Below are 20,991 nucleotides of genomic sequence, written 5' to 3' on the forward strand. Positions count from 1 at the left end.
TATGTTATATCAGAGAAGTAGTGCTTTGTTTAAAGATGCTAAACTGGTAATTCCAGGTGGTGTAAACTCACCAGTTAGAGCTTTTAATGCCGTTGGTGGCACACCAATTTTTGCAAAATCAGCTAAAGGCGCTTATGTGTATGATGAAGATGGTAACCGATTTATTGATTACATAAATTCTTGGGGTCCCATGTTACTCGGTCATGCGTTTCCTCCTGTAGTTGAAGCTGTAGTAGAGCGAGCAAAAGCAGGAACATCATTTGGAATGCCAACTGCCTTAGAAACTGAGATTGCAGAACTAGCTATATCTATGGTACCTAATATTGACAAGATTAGATTTGTTAATTCTGGTACAGAAGCTTGTATGAGTGCAATTAGATTGGCTAGAGGTTATACAAAGCGAGATAAAATTATAAAATTTGCGGGTTGCTATCATGGACATAGTGATTCGTTTTTAATAGCGGCAGGTAGTGGTGCTGTAACGTTTGGCACTCCTAATAGTCCTGGAGTCACTCAAGGTACTGCAAAAGATACTTTATTGGCAAATTATAATGATATAGAAAATGTAAAGGAACTTGTTGAGGCTAATAAAGATGAAGTAGCTGCAATTATTATTGAACCTGTTGCTGGTAATATGGGGTGTATTCCTCCTGTTGCTGGTTTTCTTGAAGGATTAAGAGCAATTTGTGATACTAATGGTATTTTATTGATTTTTGATGAGGTAATGACTGGTTTTAGATTAGCCAAAGGTGGTGTACAAGAACTTAAAGGTATTAATGCAGATATTGTATGCTTCGGAAAGGTAGTTGGTGGAGGTTTACCAGTAGGTGCTTTTGCGGCTAAAGATGAAATAATGAATCATTTAGCACCTTTAGGTCCAGTGTATCAAGCAGGAACGCTAAGTGGTAATCCTTTAGCTATGGCAGCTGGATTAGCAATGCTAAAAGCAATTAACGCTGATAAAGGGTTAATGAATAGGTTAGAAGAGAAAACAAAATATCTACATAACGGAATTGCAGATGCCTTAAACAAAAACAATGTTACACATACTATTAATAGAATTGGCTCAATGATTTCAGTTCATTTTGCAGAGGATGCTGTTGTAGATTTTAATTCTGCTGCAAATGGGAATAATGATACTTTTAAAAAATTCTTTCATGGTATGCTTAATGAAGGTATTTATATAGCTCCAAGTGCTTTTGAGACTTGGTTTATAACAGATGCATTAACCTATCAAGATTTAAATGAAACTATTACAGCTGTAGAAACAATTGCAAAATCATTATAATAAAAAACCTCGCAAGTTGCGAGGTTTTTATTTAGTTTTCTAGAATATACGCTTTATAACGTTCGTATTGCTCGTCGGATAAAATTAATTTTACTTTATCGTCTAACTGCTTTTCAATTTTAGCTTTTTCTTCTTCAGTAGAAGGTTTACCTTTTATACTAGCTTTAGCTTGTCCGTAAACTTTAAGAGCATTATATATTTGATCGCGTTGGTCGTTAGTAAATTTAATATGCTTTCTTAGAGCTTCAGTTTTTTCTGAGGCTTCAGTATTTACTTCAACTCTATTCTCTAATTTACTGTTTTGCGCCATTATAGATTCAGTACCTAGAATCATAACAAAAGCGAATAAGCAAAGTGTGATTACTTTTTTCATTTTGGATTGTTTAATTATTTGCTACTAAAGTAATAATTTTATTCAATTAAAAGAAAAAGTATCGCTTAAGCGATACTTTTTACTTTAAAAAAGATTTTTATTTATCTTCTTCCACCACGTTTTTTGTCATTTTTTTCACCACGCTTGCCTCTTTTTTTATGCTTTCTAGGCTTCATTTTTTCAAATTTAGCATATTGCTCAGCAGTTAAAATAGATTTCATTTCGCGTTTCATTTCAATCTGTTGATCTAATCTGAGGTTTTGCATTTTTACCATTTCATCTTTAGAAGGCTTTTCTCTTTTTTCGCCATCTTTTGCATTATGGTTTTTTCTTAAACCTTCGTTCGCTTTCGCTTGATTTAAATAAACTTGATGTACTTTCTTTTGTTGTGCATCAGTAAGATCTAAATGTAAAGTCATTTTTTTTGCCCTTAAGTCAGCAATTTCGCTTGGTGTCATTTGCTTTCTTAATTCAGAACGGTTTTGTTTGCCTTTTCTATCTTGTTTTCTTTCTTGTGCTATTCCATTTAACGTAAAAAGGGCTATAGCGATTACTAATAATTTTTTCATTTTTTTAATTTTTATGTTATACTGTTTAGACCTTAAGTGTGTTTTTAAGTTTAAATACATTATGGTATTTAACACCAATTTTAACATTTGCTATGTTTTTAATAGCTTTAAAGTGGTCTCATATAGATTTCCATTTTCCATTTTGTTTTTTAACCAAGCATAAAAACTTATTACAAAAATATCTTCCTCTATTACAGTTGTCCATTGAAAGGATGTTTCTAATTTATTTTTAAACTCTTTAGTTAAAATGCGCTTTGGTTTAGTGTAATACTGTTCTGCAAAGTTTAGAAAAGTTAATATTCGAAATTGTTTTATTTTCTTTAAATAACTTGAGTAACGCCTTCTAAAACTTTTTAATCTCGAATAAAATAAATCATCTTCCTGTAACTCTATGTAAAGTAGTATTTCGGCAATATTTTTTTTTATTACCCAATCAATTCCTGTTTTTTGAATATACCATTGATCTGTGTGATAAAATTGTGAAGAACTAGATTTTGCCTTTAAGAAGTCTTCTTTTTGAAAATAAAACATAAATAGTGATAGATGAAGATCTAGCATAGATTCAATGTCTTTATGTTTAGTTTCAATAATAAGTTCAATAAGTTCTATAGCTTTTTCTTGTTGATTATTGTAGTTATAGTTTAAAGCTTCCACTAAAGTTTTCTTCAGAATAAAATCTTTATAATAAGCGCTTCTCTTTAAAAGCATTAATTGCTCCATTTCATTAATGTATTTTAATGAACTCTCAAATTTTTTATTTCTAAATAGTGTATTGGCAATTATATATACAATATGGATTTGATAATAGAGTTGCTTGTTTGTATTCTTTTTGCTTTTTAAGATTTTATAACTTCTTAAAACAAAATTTTCAATCTGAAAGTATTGCGTCGTCACCAATGCTGAGATATTAGCTATTGCTAAAATCTGATACAATGATTTAAAGGAAAGAGATTCATTCAGCTTTATATCGTAATCCTTTAAGGTGTTTTGTAGTATATCTTCAAAATTTATGATTTTACCCTCGTAGCTTATAGCATTTAAAGCTGATTTTAGTTGAGCATAAACAATATTTAATTGGTCTTCTAATTGATGCCTCTTTTGGTTTTCCTTTTGTTTTGTAATAAGCTCTTTTAAATCTATAATTGGATAATTTGAGGCATATTGAATTTTAGTATGGTAGATTTCATTAAGAATAGGAAATAGTAAATGCTCGTCTGCTAATCGCTCAGCTTTATCTAATATTTTATAAGCAATATCATAGTTTTTTTTTAGAAGGTAGGTGCGAGATGCAAGTATATATTTAATAATCTGCATATCTATTGAGTTTTCGTCTTCAAGATTTTTGTTAGCAGTAAAATCTATTAAAGATTGAAACAATCGCTTTCTTAATGCATGGTATGCGTTACTTTGGTTTGTATTGTAAAGTTGAGTACATATCGTTTTAGAATCATTTTCGTCCTTAGCCAAAAGCTTAAATAATTTTATGTTTTTGGTGTCTTTTCGTTTATTCTTTTGTTCTAAATATGTAGTGAATTTTTGCTGTTCCTCTAGGCTTAATGTGCTAATTATAGAGTTTAATGCTATCATTTAATCGTCATTAAATATATTATTATATCAATAAATATAATGTTTTATTATAAATACTAACAAAAAATATCGTCAGTATTGTTTATAAACTGATTTCTGTATTACTGAGCTTATCTACAAATTTGCGTCATAATCATTAAAACAAAACATTATGAATTATCAAACAACAGTTTCATTAAAAGATGAAGAAAAAGTAAAAACAAAGAAGAAAGAGAAAAAAGTTTATAATAATAAGCCAACACCAGCATTTATTGGTGCATCTTGGACAGCTTTATTAATTGGTATGGTGTCTTATTGTGTTGGTTTATGGAATGCAGATATGATGCTCAATGAAAAAGGCTATTACTTTACGGTATTACTCTTTGGTTTATTCTCGGTAATCTCAGTACAAAAAGCAGTAAGGGATAAACTAGAAGATATTCAGGTTACGGAAATATATTTTGGTATTAGTTGGTTTACATCAATTGCTGCTATTGTATTGTTAGTTATTGGACTCTGGAATGCCAATTTAGAGCTCAGTGAAAAAGGATTTTATGGTATGTCATTTACCTTAAGTCTTTTTGCTGCAATTGCAGTACAAAAAAATACTAGAGATGTAGCTTATATAGATAAAGAAATAGCATCTAAAGAAAACGAAGATTAGTTTTGATGATAGGTTAGTTAGTAACCCAAAACCTCGCAGATTGGTTTTAGAGCTGCGAGGTTTTAAATTAATTTAATCATGAAAAATAGACTCACATCGTATTTAATAGAATTTTCGAGTTTAAAACTCACACGACCAGTTTCTGATAAGATTAGAATTCTAGAAATTATTGCGGTTGCTCTCACAGCAATTGGGAAATTCATTTTTGTAGATTATTTAAATTGGAGATTGCCATTTGTAATTGTCACCATATTTGCTTGGACACTTTATGTGGTTTACCGTTATAAAAAAGATAAATTAGTATTAAAGGATTGGGGATTTAGAAAAGATAATTTTAAATCAGTTGTAAGACCAATGATACCATTTGCTGTAGTTTCAATTTTGTCATTTTTTATAATAGGATACTTTCAAGGTACATTAAATTTAACTTGGCATATATTACCACTACTTATAACTTATCCTGTTTGGGGGACTGTTCAACAATTTTTAACTATTGCTCTAGTGGCAGGCAACTTAAGCCACATTAAACGATTTAAGTTAAGCAATCCTCTAATAATATTAATTACTGCTGTTTTATTTTCCATAGTGCATTATCCTTCATTTTGGTTGATGTTTGGTACTTTTATCTTGGCTTTACTCTATGGTTATATTTATTTAAAAAAGAAGAATCTATATGTACTTGGATTATTTCACGGATGGTTGGGTGCGTTGTTTTATTATACAGTTGTAAACCAAGATCCTTTTGCAGATGTATTTTTAAAATATTTAGGTTAAAGTTATTGTGAAAACAAATTTCATTAGAAAAATCATTTTAGTACTCTTAGGATTTTTAACGTTTCCTTTACTAAAAATACTGCCAGTTGGTAATGGAGGAGTAATTATAGGTATTGTTTATACTGTGCCATTTATTTTATTAATAGCTATTATAATGATAATAATATATAGTGGCTATTATCTAAAAGAGAATCGTATTAATAAGAATAAAGCTTTTTATTTAATAGTACTTGCGCTAATTGTTTTGAATTTAATCTTATTTCCACATAAGTAAATTTTCCTATCTTGTAGAAAGTAATCATAGTTTTATGTCATACTGGATTTCCACTATTTTATTAATCTTAGGAATATATATTGCCATTAGTGTAGCATTATATTATCTGCAAGATTATATGCTTTTTAAGCCAGAGAAGTTGCCCAAAGATTTTCAGTTCGATTACGAAAACCAAAAAACACAAGAATATAATTTAGAAACCAGAGATGGAGCTACGATTAATGGGCTACGGTTTTTTCCTAAAGGGGAAAGTAAGGGTGTGGTTTTATATTTAAAAGGCAATTCTAAAAGTATAAAAGGTTGGGGAAAGTTTGCAGTAGATTTTACGAGGCATGGTTATAATGTACTTATGGTAGATTACAGAGGTTTTGGCAAAAGTACTGGAAAACGCTCACAAAAAGCCATTAAGCGCGATTTGCAATTAGTCTATAATAAGATTAAGGAACAAACAACCGAAGACAGAATTATCCTTTATGGACGTTCCTTAGGCTCAGGTTTTGCGACAAAATTGGCGTCGATGAATCATCCAAAACTATTAATATTAGATGCACCATATTATAGTTTAACCAAAGTAACGGCACGTTATGCGCCTTTTATGCCGTTGTCGTTATTAATTAAATATCCTTTGCCAACCTACAAGTGGTTAAAGTATGTTCAATGTCCTATCCATATCATTCATGGTACGCACGACAAGTTGATACCATATAAAACAAGTGTAAAACTATCTCAGATAAAACCAAAGCTTACAAAATTGCACACAGTTATTGGAGGTGGACATAAAAATTTGAATAATTTTGAATCGTATCACAATATGTTAGATGATATATTGAATCGAGAACCAAAAACCATCGATTTAGAAACTACAAGTATCAATGTCAATCACAGTTCAAAAAAAACTAAAGAGAAGGCTTAAAAAGTTCATCATTGTACTTTTTGGTTTATATATTATGATAGGATCTGCACTTTACTTTTTTCAAGAAAAAATATTGTTTTTGCCAACCACTTTAGAGCAAGATTATCAGTATCAATTTAATTTTAATTTTGAAGAGTTATTTCTAAAAACTGATGATGATGCATTAATAAATGCACTTCATTTTAAAGTTGAAAATCCTAAGGGAGTCATCCTTTATTTTCATGGTAATGCAGGTGATTTAAGTCGTTGGGGAATTATTGCCGAATATTTCGTTGAGATGAATTACGATGTTTTGGTAATGGATTACAGAACTTACGGAAAAAGTACAGGTAAGTTAAGTGAAAAGGTACTTTACAGTGATGCGCAGTTTTGCTATAACTATTTGTTAAAACACTATTCTGAAAAACAAATTACCCTATACGGAAGATCTTTAGGAACAGGAATTGCGTCGCAATTAGCTTCCATAAATAAACCTAATCAGCTTATTTTAGAAACACCATATTATAGCATTTTAGATGTGGCCGAACACCGATTTCCTATGTTTCCGGTAAAGAAGTTATTGAAATATCATTTTCCAACGTTTCAGTATTTACCAAAAACAGATTGCTCAGTTACTATAATACATGGAACCGATGATAGCGTTGTACCATATTCGTCAAGTAAAAAGTTGTCTGAATTAAATCTTCAAAATTTGAATTTTGTAACGGTCGATGGCGGAAATCATAACAACCTTATTGAGTTTGAAGCTTACCATAAAATCATAAAAAGTGTTTTGAAATAAAAAAGGCTTCAAGATAACTTGAAGCCTTTTTTATAAATATGAAGTTTAGATTACTTAGGATCTAAAATATCATTTACACGTTCTAATGCATCAGCAATATGAATTCTACTCATAGAATCACCACCACGTGCAGAACGTAATTGACTACGTAAAGACTTAAGCTCAGCTCTTACAACTGCTCTAATATCAGACTGACTTACATCTACTGATGTTCCGCCAAAGAAACGTCTAAATTGTGCAGGTATAGAAGGTTGCTCATTTGTCATTAAAAATTCTAAGCGCTCTATGTAAGCACGTTGTAAATTACGTCTGTAAATGTCAATTTTCTTTCCAGTACGTAATTCACTAAACAATCCGCTTCTCACATCTCTCATCATGTCATAAAGACCATAAGCATCAGAACCATTTAAGGTTTCATTTTCTAACATGCGTTGCATTCTTCCAAAGTCTAACATGTTATTTAAGGTTCTTGTTTGCATACCTCTTACGCGCTCAATACTACCAGCACTTTCAATTTTATTGAAGATATCTTCATCTAACATCCAAGTAGGAGTAGTGAACAATTGATCTTGAATAAACTTCATGGCTTTTTTCTGATGATCTTTTGGTACATGTGTGTAAACTGCCCCTTCTTGATCGTATGTTTTATACATTTCGTAGACACCACCAATATTAGAAGCAACGTGTCCCATATAACGGTTAAATTGTCCTAATACTTGACCATACATAGTATTAAGATCATCGTAATTTTTACCATCTTCAGCAGTCCATTCAATTAAGTTTGGTACAATACGCTTTAAGTTAGCAATACCATATTCTGAAGCTAAAACAGCATCATCACCTAAATCTTCGGTTTGAGAGCTTGGGTCAATAACACCAAATTGTTGTCTCCCGAATCTGTACATTGGGTCTCCAGCATGTTTTAAAATCCAGCTATCTAATGTTTTCTTTTCATCTTCGGCTGTTTTTGCATCTAAAATTGGTCTGTAACCCCATTCAATAGCATATTTATCATAAATACCAATATTTGGCATTAAAGCTACACCTTCATCTCCTGGTTGTGCAACATAATTAAAACGAGCATAATCCATTATAGATGGAGCAGTACCATACTTCTTAGTAAACTCAGGATCTCTTAAACTTTCTACAGGATATGCAACACTGCTTCCCATGTTATGAGGTAAACCTAATGTATGACCCACTTCGTGAGCAGATACAAAACGAATTAAACGTCCCATTACTTCATCTTTAAATGCTACTCCACGAGCATCTGGATTAATTGCTGCAGTTTGTACAAAGAACCAGTTACGTAATAACGTCATTACATTGTGATACCAGTTAATATCACTTTCTAAAATTTCACCAGATCTTGGATCACTTACGTGAGGTCCATTTGCATTTGGTATTGGTGATGCTAAATAACGCACAACAGAATATCTTGCATCTTCAGGAGACCATTCTGGATCTTCCTCTTTAGTTGGAGGGTCTTTGGCAATAATAGCATCTTTAAAACCTGCTGCTTCAAACGCTATTTGCCAATCTTCTATACCTTGTTTGATATACTTTTTCCATTGGTCTGGTGTAGCTCTATCAATGTAATAAACAATTTGTTTCTTAGGAACAACTAATTCACCTCTCTTAAATTTTTCAATATCTTCATCTCTAACTTCTAGTCTCCAACGATCTAAGTAAGTAACTCTTTTACTTTCTTGAGCAGTTAAACCGTAATCAGTTTGGCCACTTGTAAACCATCCTACACGCTGATCGAACATACGACGTTGCATAGGTACTTTAGGTAATAAAATCATAGAGTTATTAATCTCTAAAGTAATTGCTCCAGTATTAGAGTTTGAAGGAGGATTACCTGCAGAATACGTTTTTACTGTACGAGATTCAATATTAGTTGGATAAGATTTTAGACTTTCTATGTAAGATAATTGCCCATCTAAACGAGTAATTCTGTACTGAGATCTTCTTCTTTGAGGAAAACCTAATGGCTTTACATCTTTAGAGAATAAATCTGTAACATCAATTACAGTATTTAAAGAATCTTTACTAAATGCTTTAATTGGAAATGTTGCAATTACAGGCTCTAAATTAGAGTTTACAACAGCTTCGTGCACAGGTAAAGAATCAGCAGCTACAACTTGGTGAGATACCATTCGTAGTAATACTTTTTTGTCTTTCTTTTGCCATCTTAAAACTTGTTCACTTAATTTACCACCACCAAAACCAAGTCCGGCAGCAGTTTTAGAGATACGAGTAACCATTAACATTTCTCTTTCAAAAAGAGAATCTGGAATTTCGTAGAAGTATTTTTCATCTACTTTGTGAACAGCAAATAAACCAGCATCGGTTTTTGCCTCTTTTGTAATTACCTTGTTATAAGGTTGAATGTCATTTTTACCAGGTCTTTTTGCTGGTGGTTTTGCCATCGCTGTGGCTGCTCCTTTTTTAGATTTACTGGCTTTCTTGGCTGTTGAACATGAGAATGCCAAAAATGCTGAAGCTACAAAAAGTAGCTTAATGGTTTGGTGTTTCAAAATTGTCGGTTTTTATTAAATTTTGATGAAAATACGTATTCTATTAAGAATCTTTTAATCAAAAAATACATTTTAGTATTTTTTTAACGAATCTTTAAAGTGAATTTAAGTACTCCTGTATAAGGGTTACACCTTCTGTATGAAGTATTGTAGTGCCTATAAATGGCATACCTAATCCTTCAATATTAATTGAAATTCTATAATCAATACTAAAACTGCGTTCAACAATATCGCTCTCACTCAACGGTGTTTCAAAAGCTAGATTTAAAGTCGATTCATCCTCACATTGGCCACCAGGAATATGGCAATGTGCACAATTAATATCCATATAAGCCCTTGCTCTATCTTCTAATGAAGCAGAAGGGTCTTCCCAATTTGGTAGACTTCTAACAGAAGCACTATTAGCAATACCTGTTAATTGGTTATTATTTATGAATTGTTCTAATTGATTAGTACCATTGATTTCAAAATTCATAGTTCTTAATTTAGGGCCAATTGGCATTAAGTCGCCATAACTTTGATGGCAAGTAAAACAATCGGTATTTGATGGAATTTCATAAGTAATTGAATTAGAATTTCCATCCCTATCAATCCATGTTATTGGCAAAGTACTTCCATTTAAATCTAAAATAGCTTCTGTTTGTTCAGAATTCCATTTGTAATCACCAGACTGCCATTCGCCATTAATTTTTATCAGAATTCGAGTTTCAATTATTTGACGTCCAAGGGATAAATCGCGTTCATCATTATTATAAAAGAATGTTTTAGCAATCACAGTATTGTCAGGAAAGTTAGGTAATCCATTTCCATTAAATTCCATACTTGTGCCTTCTGGTAATGCAATAATACGTTGCTTATGAGAATAGTCTGAAAATAGTGTTGTATTGAGATTATACTCAAAAGCTAAAGGAGTAATGTTTAGTTCATTTAAATTACCCGTAAATAAATTTAATTCAGAAAGGTTAGTTTTAAATTCTGCAACAACCTGAGGAGTAGGGACAGGCGATGTAGAATCATCTTTTTCACAAGAGTTAAAAAGAAAACCAATAACGATTAATATACATAGTTTTTTCATGCGATAAGGAACATTTTTGGTTAAGTATCGATATAGCCAAATTACTAAAAAAGAAGTAAAGTATAATTTTTTACATTTTATTGACTAAATGAGGGAATTAAAAAAAGGAACTACCTCACGATAATTCCTTTTTAAAATTTATAGTTAATTACTTTCTAAACGATTTCTACAAACAAACCATCATCCGTCTTTTCGACTTTAGTTAAACCGTGTTTGCCAAGACCTTTAATGCCTTTGTCCCAACCTTTGTTGCTTAAACCAGACTGAGATTTTAATACATTTAGATCCATACGTTGTTGAGATTTTAGAATTTCAAAAATAGTTTTTTCGTTATCACTTAAATCTATTTTTTTCTTTTCTGGTCGCATTTGAGGAAAGAATAAAACCTCTTGGATACTCTGATTATTAGTTAAAAACATAATTAGACGATCCATACCAATTCCCATTCCAGATGTAGGAGGCATTCCGTATTCTAGTGCACGTAAAAAATCGTGGTCTATAAACTCTGTAGCCTCATCATCACCTTTTTGAGCTAGTTTTAATTGATGCTCAAAACGCTCACGTTGGTCTATTGGGTCGTTAAGCTCAGAATAGGCATTAGCGATTTCTTTACCACAAACCATAAGTTCAAAACGCTCAGTTAATTCTGGGTTTTCTCTATGCTCTTTACACAACGGGCTCATTTCTTTAGGATAGTCCGTAATGAAGGTTGGTTGTATATAATTGCCTTCGCATTTTTCTCCAAATATTTCATCGATTAACTTTCCTTTACCCATAGTCTCATCGACTTCGATATACATACTTTTTGCAGCAGCTCTTATTTCATCTTCAGACTTATTGTAAATATCAAAACCTGTAAATTCTAAAATAGAGTCGCGCATTGTAATACGCTTATATGGAGCTTTAAAGTTTATTTTATGCTCGCCAAAAGTAGCTTCAGGTGTTCCGTTAACAGCAATAGCACAATGCTCTAATAATTGCTCACAGAAATCCATCATCCAATTGTAATCTTTGTAAGAGACGTATATTTCCATGGCTGTAAACTCAGGGTTGTGAGTTCTGTCCATACCTTCGTTTCGGAAGTTTTTAGAAAACTCATAGACGCCATCAAAACCACCAACGATTAAACGTTTTAGGTATAACTCGTTGGCAATTCGCATATACAATGGTATATCTAAACTATTGTGATGCGTTATAAATGGCCTCGCAGCTGCACCACCTGGAATTGGTTGTAAGATTGGTGTCTCAACTTCAAAATAACCAGCATCATTAAAAAACTGACGCATAGCATTGAAAAGTTTGGTGCGCTTTACAAAAACCTCTTTTACATGCGGATTTACTGCTAAGTCTGCATATCGTTGTCTGTAGCGTTGCTCAGGATCTGTAAAAGCATCGTAAGTAACTCCATCTTTTTGTTTTGGTATAGGTAACGGTTTTAATGCTTTACTTAGCAATTTAAAATCTTTAACCATTACGGTTTTTTCACCAACTTTAGTGGTAAAAAGTTCACCTTCAATCCCAACAAAATCACCTAAATCTAATAATTTTTTAAACACATCATTGTACAACGATTTGTCTTCACCTGTACAAATTTCATCTCTATTAAAATATACCTGAATACGGCCTTCGCTATCTTGTAATTGCGCAAAAGATGCTTTTCCTTGCACATTAATTGCCATTAGACGACCAGCAATAATCACCTTTTTACCTTCTTTATAATCAGATTTTATCTGTTTAGAAGTATGATTTACTGGAAATAAATCTGCTGGATAAGGATTAATCCCTAAAGCACGTAATTTTTTTAACTTTTCGCGTCGTACTAATTCTTGTTCTGAAAGTTGCATTCTTGTTATTTTTTGAACCCTACCTTATTCAGTAGGCAGGTGCAAAATTACATTATTTCAAAACATTAGAAAACTCCTTTTTAATTTGATTTTATAGTCTCTAGATTTTTCTTTAAGTCTTCATTATCTGGAAGAATTTTTATAGCCTCTTCAAGTACTTTAATAGCTTCTTCTTTTTTGTTACTAACACCAAGAGTATTGGCTAAACTCATATAGGCTCTTGGCTCATTTGGAAACAACTTTGTGTTTAAAGTAAATACCTCAATAGCTTCGTTAGTTCGGTTTGTGCTGTATAAGATTCTTCCATAAGTGTTGAGCTCATACATACTAGTAACTTTGCCTTCAAAAGTTTTTAAGAGTTTATCACTTTTCTTTTTTAGTCCTTTAGCACCTTTTTTCTTTAAAAGCTTATCAACAGCTGTAACAATTTGATAATTAGATTTATAATCATTTACAGTAATAATGTTCTGAATATCTTCTTCAAATGTCTTAACAGGATGTTCTACAATTCGGTTGACTTCTTTACCATCTTTATAAAAAATAACGGTTGGTACTCTGTGAATGTTTAATCCTGCTTCTTCGTGCTGAGGGCTTTGTTTATACATGCCTGGTTGACTGCTTAAAGCAACAACTGTTAATTGATCCATAGGAAAGTTAGAGGCTTCTAAAACTTTGTATAATCTTGGCACTTCTTTTTTGCTGTCTCCACACCAAGTTCCCATAAACAGTGTTATGGAATACGATTTTAATTCTGAAGCAATTGTACTAGTAATTGATGTATTTGGTTGATAGTCTTTATGATTTTTTGTAAACCAAGATGCGTAGTTTTCACCCTCTAAGCCGCTTTTATCAATTTTACCAAGTAAATAAGGAGTTTGACCTTCTTTAGATATTTCGTTATTTAAGGTTTGGGCATTTGTGTGAATAGAGAAAAATAATGCAGTTATTATAGATAAAATAATAGTTCTCATAGTGATGATTTTAGAATTGATATTGAAATGTAAATAGTTGTCATTCTGAAACTAGTTCATAATGACAACTAACTAGCTTTTGAAAATCGTGTAGATTTATTTAGAAGCAACAATATTCCCTTTAATTTTAAGGATTTTGTTACCTCCTTCTGCATTAGAAATTACAGTTACGGTTTTAGTGAAAGCACCTAAACGTCTCGTATTATACTTAATTTCTAACGCTCCAGATTCACCAGGAAGTATTGGCGCTTTAGAGTAACTTGGTACTGTGCATCCACAGCTTGTTTTAACTTTTGTGATTAGTAAAGGAGCATCACCTGTATTAGTAAAATTGAAGGTTCTTAAACCGCTAGAATTTTGTTCTACTTTACCATAATCTATGACTTCAGTTTTAAATTTAATAACAGCGACTTTAGCGTCGTGTTTATCAAACTCTGTTGGTGCAGCACTAAAAAAGCTAATTGCTAAAACTAAAAGAATGGCGATGTTAAATGTTCGTTTCATGATTAAATGATTTTAAAATTAATACTGAAACAAACATCTAGATTATAGATGTGAATTTTGAAAAAACAGGGTTGGAAATCGGTACTAGTACCTAGGTTGAATTTTTTAACTACTTAATAAAAAGAGACTTAGCGTCGCTTCGAGATTGTACGTTTAATTTTTTATAGATGTTATTAGTATGTGTTTTCACAGTGCTAACACTCAAAAAAAGTGCTTCGGCAATGTCTTTATTGGTTTTGTCGTCGAGTAAATATTCTAAAACGATTTGCTCTTGCTTTGATAATTTATTTTTTAAATCTCTAGTTTTAGACTGTTTTCGTTTCCACATTTGATAAAGCAAAATAGCATTCAAAATAAATGAGATTGCTAAAATGGCATACAAATAAATACTCCAGTGTAAACCTGTTTTTCCTGCAGAAGCGGTTAACATATAACGATCCGCTTCGAGTTCGTTAGTATATTGTTTGGTATAAGAAGCTTTAGGGTAGGAGGTTTTTAAACGAGTTTTAAGACCGTCGTAATAGGAGTTGTTCTTTAAATCTTCGACATAGTAATTGTGTAAATCACTACTTCGATCAGACAAGTAAGAATAAATGTATAATTCTGCAATGGGTTCGTTTAAAGCTTCTCCGTAAGACTGAAGTGCTTTAAACCATTTCTTATTATTCAATTTTCGGTTGGCTTCACTTCTAAATTCGCCATAAGCAAATCGCATATCGTTTTTTAGAGAATCAATTTTCACAAATGCATTGGCCTTTGGGTTATTAGATTCTATAGCGCAAAATACTTGATTGCCGAATGAAAAAGGCAATTTTAAAGTATCGGTATTTTTAGCAATAAACAAGAGTTCTTCACTATCGCTACAATGACCATTAAAATGATTAAAATCTTGCTGTATATCTGAGCATTTATCGACATGTATGCGATAAATTCTATTCTCATTATCGAGCATGTTGCCCTTAAATTCAAAATAGCCAGTTTCATCTGCTGTAGTTTTTGCTATGATTTGCTCGGCGTAGACACCAGACATTTTGCGGTAATCTTCTACAATAGAAAGGTAGACTGAATTTTCCCATTGATCTGGATTTATAAAACCAGAAAAGGAATATTGAGCTTGGCAAACCAACGAAGCTACTAAAAAGACAAAAAGAATTTTTATTCGCATAGAACGAAACTACATAATTTTCATTGACTTTAAAATAGTTAGGTTTTAAAAGTGTAACAACTTTAACAAATCTGCGTCCTATCTATACATCAAATCAAAAAATAAATTATGAGTATCTGGCGTGTTATACTGTCCATTATTTGCCCACCTTTAGCAGTTTTAGATAAAGGTTGTGGGTCTATTCTTATTACTTTTTTATTATGGCTCTGTGGTTGGGTTCCTGGCGTAATTGCAGCATTAGTTATTGTCAATAATCCTGAGCGATAAATCCTTATCTTTGTACTTTACTTAATCAATAAAGTACACATGAAAAAATTTATCTTATTATTTGCTATGGTTTGTTTTTTAACGAGCTGTAATGTTACAGAATCTATTGTTTTTAACGAAAATGGCTCGGGTCAGTTTCTAATCACTTATGAGATGGGTGAAGCGATGAAAGTCTTTGAACAGTCGATGGGTGGAGGTAAGTCGGATTCAGAAAAGGAAGAAGGTGGTGAAACTATGGATACTACGATGGTTTTTGCAGATATCATGGAAACTTACAAAGATAGTGTTGCTGCGTTACCAGAAGAAAAGCGTTTAGCAATGGAGGCTGTAAAAGACATGTTTATGAATATGAAGATGAACGAAGATGAAGGAGTGATGAATTTTGGAATTGGTCTAAATTTTAACTCTATAGATGATCTAAAAGATATTAATGAAAAAATAAGAAAAGCGCAAAGTTTAAACTCTCAAGGAGACCAAGTTGGTTCTATGAAAGAGAACTCACCTCTTGGTAATTTTTTTGGTAGTGAAAACAGTAAAACAGGTTATATTTTAACAGAAAATAGCTTTGCTAGAGTAACACAGATTGATATCCCAGAAGGTGCAGCTGAAGATGCAATGGAAGAATTGTTTAATGAAGAGGATGAAAGTAATCAGCAATTTATGGACTATTTTGAAAATGCTTTTTATAACGTTAAACTTACTTTCCCAAAACCTGTAAAATCCATTGATGTTGAAGGTGCTGAATTTTCTAAAGATAGAAAGACAGTTACTTATAGAATTAATTGGATAGAATATCTTAAAAATCCGTTAGTACTAGATGCTAATGTAAAGTTTGTAGATGAATAAAACGGTTAAGCTCCAAGATCTAGGGTTAAAAGATTTTAAGGCCACTTGGGATTACCAAGAAACACTCTTTAAGGCCATTTTAGATACCAAAATAAAGAATAGAAGAGAAGACGCAGGTTTAGAAACCGACAACCATTTTCTATTTGTAGAGCATCCTCATGTCTATACCTTAGGTAAAAGTGGTGACTTGTCTAATTTGTTGCTTTCTGAAGCACAATTAACCGAAAAAGGTGCCACGTTTTACAAAATTAATAGAGGTGGAGATATTACGTATCATGGTCCTGGGCAAATTGTAGGTTACCCTATTTTAGACTTAGATAATTTCTTTACCGACATACATAAATACCTCCGTTTTTTAGAGGAAATGATTATTCTTACGTTGGCAGAATATAATCTAAAAGCAGAGCGAAGTCCTGGTGAAACAGGTGTGTGGTTAGATGTAGGTACGCCATTTGCACGTAAAATCTGTGCTATGGGAGTGAGAGCCAGCCGTTGGGTAACCATGCATGGTTTTGCGCTAAATGTTAATGCGGATTTGGGTTATTTTGATAATATTATTCCTTGCGGAATTAGAGGTAAAGCGGTAACGACATTAAATAATGAATTAGGTGTTGCAAAGGTTGATGAAGATGAGGTTAAGCAAAAGCTTTTGAAGCATTTTGGGGAGCTTTTTGAGGCTCGTTTCGTCTAACGGTATCGGCTATGAGTAGTTGCGTGATTTAGCACTAAACTTCACAAGTACACACCAAGTTGGAAATTCCGCAGGAATTTCCAAAGTAGGCGAGAACAAGCAATTACTTATAGCCATTGTTGTACACAGTTTTTATTGATTTATATTAAAGACTCTTTCGTTATCTAAATACGAATAGTTAATTAAAGAATTACTATTTGAGTAATTAAATATAAATTCGGTGCTAAATTCTTGATTATGAATATTATTTTCATTTTTTTCAATCATCTCTATAACATTGTTTTCTGATAAATATGCTGGTCCAATGAAAGGCATAAAAACTGACGATGCAATAAAAAAATCTTTATAGGGATTCGTATTATTATCATAAAAATATTTATATGTATAATGTGTACTTGCACCAATAGATTCTACTTCAATTACGTTTGTAAATGAATCATTATAAGTAAACTTTTGTACACCAAAACTTGGTTCAACACCTCTACCTCTGTGGTCACTATAAATCTCCTTAATTTTTCCGTTCGGATAATATCCAAAGTAATTTTCTTCCACGAAAGACTCATTATCCATAAAAACACTTTTTAATAAACCATTATCGTTATAATTAAAAGTGTACGTTTTAATAACTTCATATTCATTACAAACATTTTCTCGGGTTGAAATTACTTTATCAATTAAGTTATTTTCATTATATGAAAATTCGTAAATATTTTGTTCACACCCTTGATAATGTGGTAAGTAAAATATCATTTTTGATAGGATGTCTGAATTATCAATATATTCAAATTCCCATTTTCGGTATGTATTTTCATACATTACTAACAAAATAGAATTAATTTGTTTATCCAACTTCCCTTTACTTAATTCGTTTAAAATAATGTCTGGCTCATCTAATTCAAACCCCAATTCAGCGTGAGTTAATGGACTATTATCAATTTCAATTGATTTAAATCCATCATCTTTTTCACAACTAAAAAAAGTAATCAAAATTAGTATTGTAAAAGTCTTTTTCATATAGTAGTTAAATTGTGTACAACTATAGTGATATGAGGCCGTTTTAATGCCTTAAATAAGTCGTTAGACGAAGTTAGTTGAAAATTTTCACAAAGTCAAGTTAGCTCTCATCATTAAAAAACACCTTATAAAAATGCATTTTTTTCTTGTCATCATAACTTTGTAGATATTCTGCAAAAGTATCAGGTGCATCAATATCTAGTTTTATTTCTGTTTTACTCTATTGTTTTTGTTTTTTTAGAACAATTTCTGAAACATCGAAATGATAAATTGTCTTATTTATTTTTTTAGTAAAAATTTTGATATTTTTCTCGCAATTGAATAGACATATTCCTCTTGTGTATTACTAAGTACAATTATTGTAATTCCTTTTTTAGGATAAATCCAGAAGTCTGAAGCAAACAGATTGCTAGCACCACCATGGACTACTAACTTATTATTTGAATCATTATTTTCTATTCCCCAACCATAGCCATAGTGTGTATATATATCATTGATTTCAAAATGAGGATAGAGATATTTAGAGGTTGTTGCTTTATCTAGTACTGTATTGTTTTGTATCGCTTTACTCCATAACAATAAGTCGCTTGCTCGAGTTAGTATACCTCCATTTCCTTTAAGATTAAGATAAGGACCATTGTCACTCCAATTCTCCTCATTTGGTTTTTTAGCTTCTTTTCCATCTAAAAAACCATTAGCTACTTCGTTAGTTTCCCAATCTGGAATTACATAGCCAGTATGGTACATTTTTGAAGGTTTAAAAAAAGTTGTATTTAAAAAGGTTTCATAATCCATTCCGCTAGCTTTCTCGATGATTAATCCAAGTAAGCTATATCCCATATTAGAATAATTAAACTTTTCACCAACCGAACTTATTAGCTTGCTTCTAAATACTTTCTTTAGGAATTTTTCTTCCGTAATGGCATCATAATCATCACCTATTCCTTCTGTTAAACCAGAAGAATGTGTAAGCAACTGATGAATAGTTATATTCCTTTTATCGCTAGGAACATCTTCAAAGTATTTTGATATGTTATCATCTACACATACTTTATTTTGCATTGATAATTTTAGTATACCAGCAGCGGTAAATTGCTTTGTAATAGAACAAATATCAAAAACAGTATTTATGTCATTAAGCCCATTTTCTTGATTATTCTTTTTCCCATAGGCTTTATTAAATATAATGCTGTCATTTTGAGCAACTAAAATTACTCCCGAAAAACCTCTTTCTGTAAGTTTTTTATCAATGGTAGGTAAATCATCAATTTTCACCTCACCATTACGAATTGCTGTATATGTTCCGTCTGGTTGTGTAGCAACTAATTCTTTAAAAACACCATTTTCAGGGTTTTTAAATTCAATTTTATACTCGTCAGATACTTTAAAAGAAAATTTATGTTCTCCAGTTTGAATAAGTTCATATTCTGGTTGTCCGTCTACAAATAAAAATAATTTAGTATCATTTTCTTTTGTGTAAACCTCTATGATCATTCCTACTGCTTCAAGCACATATTCACCTGTATATTGTTTTAAAGAATCTTGAGTATTATTATCAATAGTTGCTTTTTTACTGCTATTTGTGTAACTAAAGGCCAAAGATGAAAATGATATCATTAGAAGTATTAAGATTGTGTTTGTTGTTTTCATTTCTATTTTCAATTAATGTAATTGTGTTATATTTTTTTATTTACGAATCGCTTTTAAGATTCCGTCTGGTTCAGGTTGTGTAATAAATAATTGTTTAAAAACACCATTTTCTTGATTCTTAAAATCTAATAAAAAACCTTCTATTGTTTTTGAGGAAAAATGATGCTCTTTAGTTGGAATAAATGTGAATTCTGGAAATCCATCCAAGAAAAAAAAGAGGTTTGTATCATTCTCTTTTGTATAAATTTTTATGGTTCTTCCTTGCATATCATATTCACCAACATATTGTTTTAAAGTACTTGCATTTATAGCTATGGCTTTTGGTTTATAGATGGTAGCATCGGGTTTTACTTCAATCCTTAATATGTCTTCTCTGGTATCACTAGTTCCTGACATTTCATCATTAATCCATTTAATGAATTGTGATACTCTGGTGTAATTTTCTACAACACCATATAAGCCTTCTGGTCCATCTTTTGTGTCTTGCCACGAGCTAATACCTGCTATATAAACAATGTCATCCTTAACAATAAAAGCGGGTCCTCCGCTATCACCAGGACCACTAATGCCTTCATACTCTGTAAGATATTTTGTTTTCGTATCTGGATGATTAAAGGTCCATGTTAACCATCTTTCGGTAGCTGTTTCTATCCTATTAGTAGCACCTCTTTGCTTGCCGTCGTTGCCGTTTACTCCAATTAATCCATCACCTTTATCTCCTCTACCAACCATATAGATAAGTTTATCTACTTCATCGTTTTCCATATACAATTTTGCTTGCATTGCATCTTTAGGTTTTGTCTTTAGATGTACTAATGCGATATCATTTAATGGTTCCATGGAAGTGTATTCTTCGATATTTTCCCATTGCTTATACATGATCACCTTGTCAACTTCTATTTCAGTATCATTAATGATGACGAAATGTTTTCGTCCAGCTTCAAATTTATCCTTAATTAATACTGCACAATGCGCTGCTGTTATTACCCATTGATCGGCTATTATAGTCGCCTCACAATCTGGTAAATTTAGATGGCACATGTATTTTTCGAATTGCTCTGCAAGTTTGATAAACTCGGCTTCATCTTTGTCGTGTCGAGTTATCATTGAGTCGTGTTCGTTACTATTTGTATGACTAAAGCTTACTAATAGTAATGATAGTATTAGCAGTAATACCATTGCGTTTGCTTTTTTCATTTTTATTTTAAAATTTTTTAAT

The 20,991-nt window shown here is 31.7% G+C and carries 21 protein-coding genes; 9 read left to right on the top strand and 12 right to left on the bottom strand.

The window, feature by feature from the left end; all coding sequences use genetic code 11:
* Position 1 precedes the first annotated feature (1 nt).
* Positions 2-1,288 carry a glutamate-1-semialdehyde 2,1-aminomutase gene (hemL, locus tag H8K90_RS14070; protein WP_186846631.1) on the top strand — a complete coding sequence of 429 codons (1,287 nt, stop codon included), beginning with the start codon at positions 2-4 and terminating at the stop codon, positions 1,286-1,288.
* Positions 1,289-1,319: 31 nt separating this feature from the next.
* Here hemL and H8K90_RS14075 read toward each other — a convergent pair whose 3' ends face one another.
* From H8K90_RS14075 to H8K90_RS14085, 3 genes are all read right to left on the bottom strand, one after another.
* A complete protein-coding gene (locus tag H8K90_RS14075) occupies positions 1,320-1,661 on the bottom strand; it encodes a hypothetical protein (protein ID WP_186846632.1) in 342 nt (113 codons plus the stop codon).
* Positions 1,662-1,762: 101 nt separating this feature from the next.
* Entirely contained in the window at positions 1,763-2,230 is a 468-nt protein-coding gene (locus H8K90_RS14080) for a Spy/CpxP family protein refolding chaperone (protein ID WP_186846633.1), read from the bottom strand.
* A 90-nt stretch (positions 2,231-2,320) separates the two neighbouring features.
* Positions 2,321-3,817, bottom strand: coding sequence for a hypothetical protein (locus H8K90_RS14085; protein ID WP_186846634.1), 1,497 nt, complete (start codon positions 3,815-3,817; stop codon positions 2,321-2,323).
* A 151-nt stretch (positions 3,818-3,968) separates the two neighbouring features.
* Here H8K90_RS14085 and yiaA point away from each other — a divergent pair, with 151 nt between their 5' ends.
* From yiaA to H8K90_RS14110, 5 genes are all read left to right on the top strand, one after another.
* Positions 3,969-4,460 carry an inner membrane protein YiaA gene (gene yiaA, locus H8K90_RS14090; protein WP_186846635.1) on the top strand — a complete coding sequence of 164 codons (492 nt, stop codon included), beginning with the start codon at positions 3,969-3,971 and terminating at the stop codon, positions 4,458-4,460.
* A gap of 78 nt (positions 4,461-4,538) precedes the next feature.
* Entirely contained in the window at positions 4,539-5,234 is a 696-nt protein-coding gene (locus H8K90_RS14095) for a CPBP family intramembrane glutamic endopeptidase (RefSeq protein WP_186846636.1), read from the top strand.
* Positions 5,235-5,241: 7 nt separating this feature from the next.
* Entirely contained in the window at positions 5,242-5,508 is a 267-nt protein-coding gene (locus H8K90_RS14100; protein ID WP_186846637.1) for a hypothetical protein, read from the top strand.
* A 34-nt stretch (positions 5,509-5,542) separates the two neighbouring features.
* A complete protein-coding gene (locus tag H8K90_RS14105) occupies positions 5,543-6,421 on the top strand; it encodes an alpha/beta hydrolase (RefSeq protein ID WP_186846638.1) in 879 nt (292 codons plus the stop codon).
* A 34-nt stretch (positions 6,422-6,455) separates the two neighbouring features.
* Positions 6,456-7,202, top strand: coding sequence for an alpha/beta hydrolase (locus H8K90_RS14110; protein WP_246457780.1), 747 nt, complete (start codon positions 6,456-6,458; stop codon positions 7,200-7,202).
* 50 nt (positions 7,203-7,252) lie between these two features.
* Here H8K90_RS14110 and H8K90_RS14115 read toward each other — a convergent pair whose 3' ends face one another.
* From H8K90_RS14115 to H8K90_RS14140, 6 genes are all read right to left on the bottom strand, one after another.
* Complete coding sequence (locus H8K90_RS14115; RefSeq protein ID WP_315970284.1) at positions 7,253-9,748, bottom strand: zinc-dependent metalloprotease; 2,496 nt, start codon at positions 9,746-9,748, stop codon at positions 7,253-7,255.
* Positions 9,749-9,839: 91 nt separating this feature from the next.
* Positions 9,840-10,820 (bottom strand): hypothetical protein, encoded by a 981-nt coding sequence (locus H8K90_RS14120; protein ID WP_222611366.1) that lies wholly within the window; start codon positions 10,818-10,820, stop codon positions 9,840-9,842.
* 155 nt (positions 10,821-10,975) lie between these two features.
* Positions 10,976-12,664, bottom strand: a complete 1,689-nt coding sequence (gene lysS / locus H8K90_RS14125) for a lysine--tRNA ligase (RefSeq protein ID WP_186846640.1) — start codon at positions 12,662-12,664, stop codon at positions 10,976-10,978.
* An 80-nt stretch (positions 12,665-12,744) separates the two neighbouring features.
* Positions 12,745-13,635, bottom strand: coding sequence for a thioredoxin family protein (locus H8K90_RS14130; protein ID WP_186846641.1), 891 nt, complete (start codon positions 13,633-13,635; stop codon positions 12,745-12,747).
* A gap of 96 nt (positions 13,636-13,731) precedes the next feature.
* A complete protein-coding gene (locus H8K90_RS14135; protein WP_186846642.1) occupies positions 13,732-14,139 on the bottom strand; it encodes a DUF1573 domain-containing protein in 408 nt (135 codons plus the stop codon).
* 109 nt (positions 14,140-14,248) lie between these two features.
* Complete coding sequence (locus H8K90_RS14140) at positions 14,249-15,304, bottom strand: response regulator transcription factor (protein ID WP_186846643.1); 1,056 nt, start codon at positions 15,302-15,304, stop codon at positions 14,249-14,251.
* A gap of 108 nt (positions 15,305-15,412) precedes the next feature.
* On the opposite strand from H8K90_RS14140, the gene H8K90_RS14145 reads away from it, so the two are divergent.
* From H8K90_RS14145 to lipB, 3 genes are read left to right on the top strand one after another with little or no spacing between them, the layout of a single operon-like run.
* The gene (locus tag H8K90_RS14145; protein ID WP_186846644.1) at positions 15,413-15,571 is read left to right on the top strand and encodes a YqaE/Pmp3 family membrane protein; all 159 of its coding nucleotides are present in this window, start codon (positions 15,413-15,415) and stop codon (positions 15,569-15,571) included.
* A gap of 39 nt (positions 15,572-15,610) precedes the next feature.
* Complete coding sequence (locus H8K90_RS14150; protein ID WP_186846645.1) at positions 15,611-16,417, top strand: hypothetical protein; 807 nt, start codon at positions 15,611-15,613, stop codon at positions 16,415-16,417.
* Positions 16,410-17,108, top strand: coding sequence for a lipoyl(octanoyl) transferase LipB (gene lipB, locus H8K90_RS14155; protein ID WP_186846646.1), 699 nt, complete (start codon positions 16,410-16,412; stop codon positions 17,106-17,108). The genes H8K90_RS14150 and lipB overlap by 8 nt, the downstream gene beginning before the upstream one ends.
* Positions 17,109-17,240: 132 nt before the next feature.
* Here the strand turns inward: lipB and H8K90_RS14160 are convergent, their stop codons facing one another.
* From H8K90_RS14160 to H8K90_RS14170, 3 genes are all read right to left on the bottom strand, one after another.
* A complete protein-coding gene (locus tag H8K90_RS14160) occupies positions 17,241-18,122 on the bottom strand; it encodes a hypothetical protein (RefSeq protein WP_186846647.1) in 882 nt (293 codons plus the stop codon).
* A 279-nt stretch (positions 18,123-18,401) separates the two neighbouring features.
* Complete coding sequence (locus H8K90_RS14165; protein ID WP_186846648.1) at positions 18,402-19,772, bottom strand: serine hydrolase domain-containing protein; 1,371 nt, start codon at positions 19,770-19,772, stop codon at positions 18,402-18,404.
* A gap of 36 nt (positions 19,773-19,808) precedes the next feature.
* A complete protein-coding gene (locus H8K90_RS14170; protein WP_186846649.1) occupies positions 19,809-20,969 on the bottom strand; it encodes a trypsin-like serine protease in 1,161 nt (386 codons plus the stop codon).
* Between the last annotated feature and the right edge of the window lie 22 nt (positions 20,970-20,991).

It is taken from the genome of Winogradskyella echinorum (assembly GCF_014297365.1).
Taxonomy (GTDB): domain Bacteria; phylum Bacteroidota; class Bacteroidia; order Flavobacteriales; family Flavobacteriaceae; genus Winogradskyella; species Winogradskyella echinorum.

Bases quoted from the DNA above. Each gene is read 5' to 3' on its own strand.
- hemL (WP_186846631.1), top strand. From the start codon at position 2: ATGTTATATCAGAGAAGTAGTGCTTTGTTTAAAGATGCTAAACTGGTA.
- H8K90_RS14075 (WP_186846632.1), bottom strand. From the start codon at position 1,661: ATGAAAAAAGTAATCACACTTTGCTTATTCGCTTTTGTTATGATTCTA.
- H8K90_RS14080 (WP_186846633.1), bottom strand. From the start codon at position 2,230: ATGAAAAAATTATTAGTAATCGCTATAGCCCTTTTTACGTTAAATGGA.
- H8K90_RS14085 (WP_186846634.1), bottom strand. From the start codon at position 3,817: ATGATAGCATTAAACTCTATAATTAGCACATTAAGCCTAGAGGAACAG.
- yiaA (WP_186846635.1), top strand. From the start codon at position 3,969: ATGAATTATCAAACAACAGTTTCATTAAAAGATGAAGAAAAAGTAAAA.
- H8K90_RS14095 (WP_186846636.1), top strand. From the start codon at position 4,539: ATGAAAAATAGACTCACATCGTATTTAATAGAATTTTCGAGTTTAAAA.
- H8K90_RS14105 (WP_186846638.1), top strand. From the start codon at position 5,543: ATGTCATACTGGATTTCCACTATTTTATTAATCTTAGGAATATATATT.
- H8K90_RS14110 (WP_246457780.1), top strand. From the start codon at position 6,456: ATGATAGGATCTGCACTTTACTTTTTTCAAGAAAAAATATTGTTTTTG.
- H8K90_RS14120 (WP_222611366.1), bottom strand. From the start codon at position 10,820: ATGAAAAAACTATGTATATTAATCGTTATTGGTTTTCTTTTTAACTCT.
- lysS (WP_186846640.1), bottom strand. From the start codon at position 12,664: ATGCAACTTTCAGAACAAGAATTAGTACGACGCGAAAAGTTAAAAAAA.
- H8K90_RS14130 (WP_186846641.1), bottom strand. From the start codon at position 13,635: ATGAGAACTATTATTTTATCTATAATAACTGCATTATTTTTCTCTATT.
- H8K90_RS14135 (WP_186846642.1), bottom strand. From the start codon at position 14,139: ATGAAACGAACATTTAACATCGCCATTCTTTTAGTTTTAGCAATTAGC.
- H8K90_RS14140 (WP_186846643.1), bottom strand. From the start codon at position 15,304: ATGCGAATAAAAATTCTTTTTGTCTTTTTAGTAGCTTCGTTGGTTTGC.
- H8K90_RS14145 (WP_186846644.1), top strand. From the start codon at position 15,413: ATGAGTATCTGGCGTGTTATACTGTCCATTATTTGCCCACCTTTAGCA.
- H8K90_RS14150 (WP_186846645.1), top strand. From the start codon at position 15,611: ATGAAAAAATTTATCTTATTATTTGCTATGGTTTGTTTTTTAACGAGC.
- lipB (WP_186846646.1), top strand. From the start codon at position 16,410: ATGAATAAAACGGTTAAGCTCCAAGATCTAGGGTTAAAAGATTTTAAG.
- H8K90_RS14160 (WP_186846647.1), bottom strand. From the start codon at position 18,122: ATGAAAAAGACTTTTACAATACTAATTTTGATTACTTTTTTTAGTTGT.
- H8K90_RS14165 (WP_186846648.1), bottom strand. From the start codon at position 19,772: ATGAAAACAACAAACACAATCTTAATACTTCTAATGATATCATTTTCA.
- H8K90_RS14170 (WP_186846649.1), bottom strand. From the start codon at position 20,969: ATGAAAAAAGCAAACGCAATGGTATTACTGCTAATACTATCATTACTA.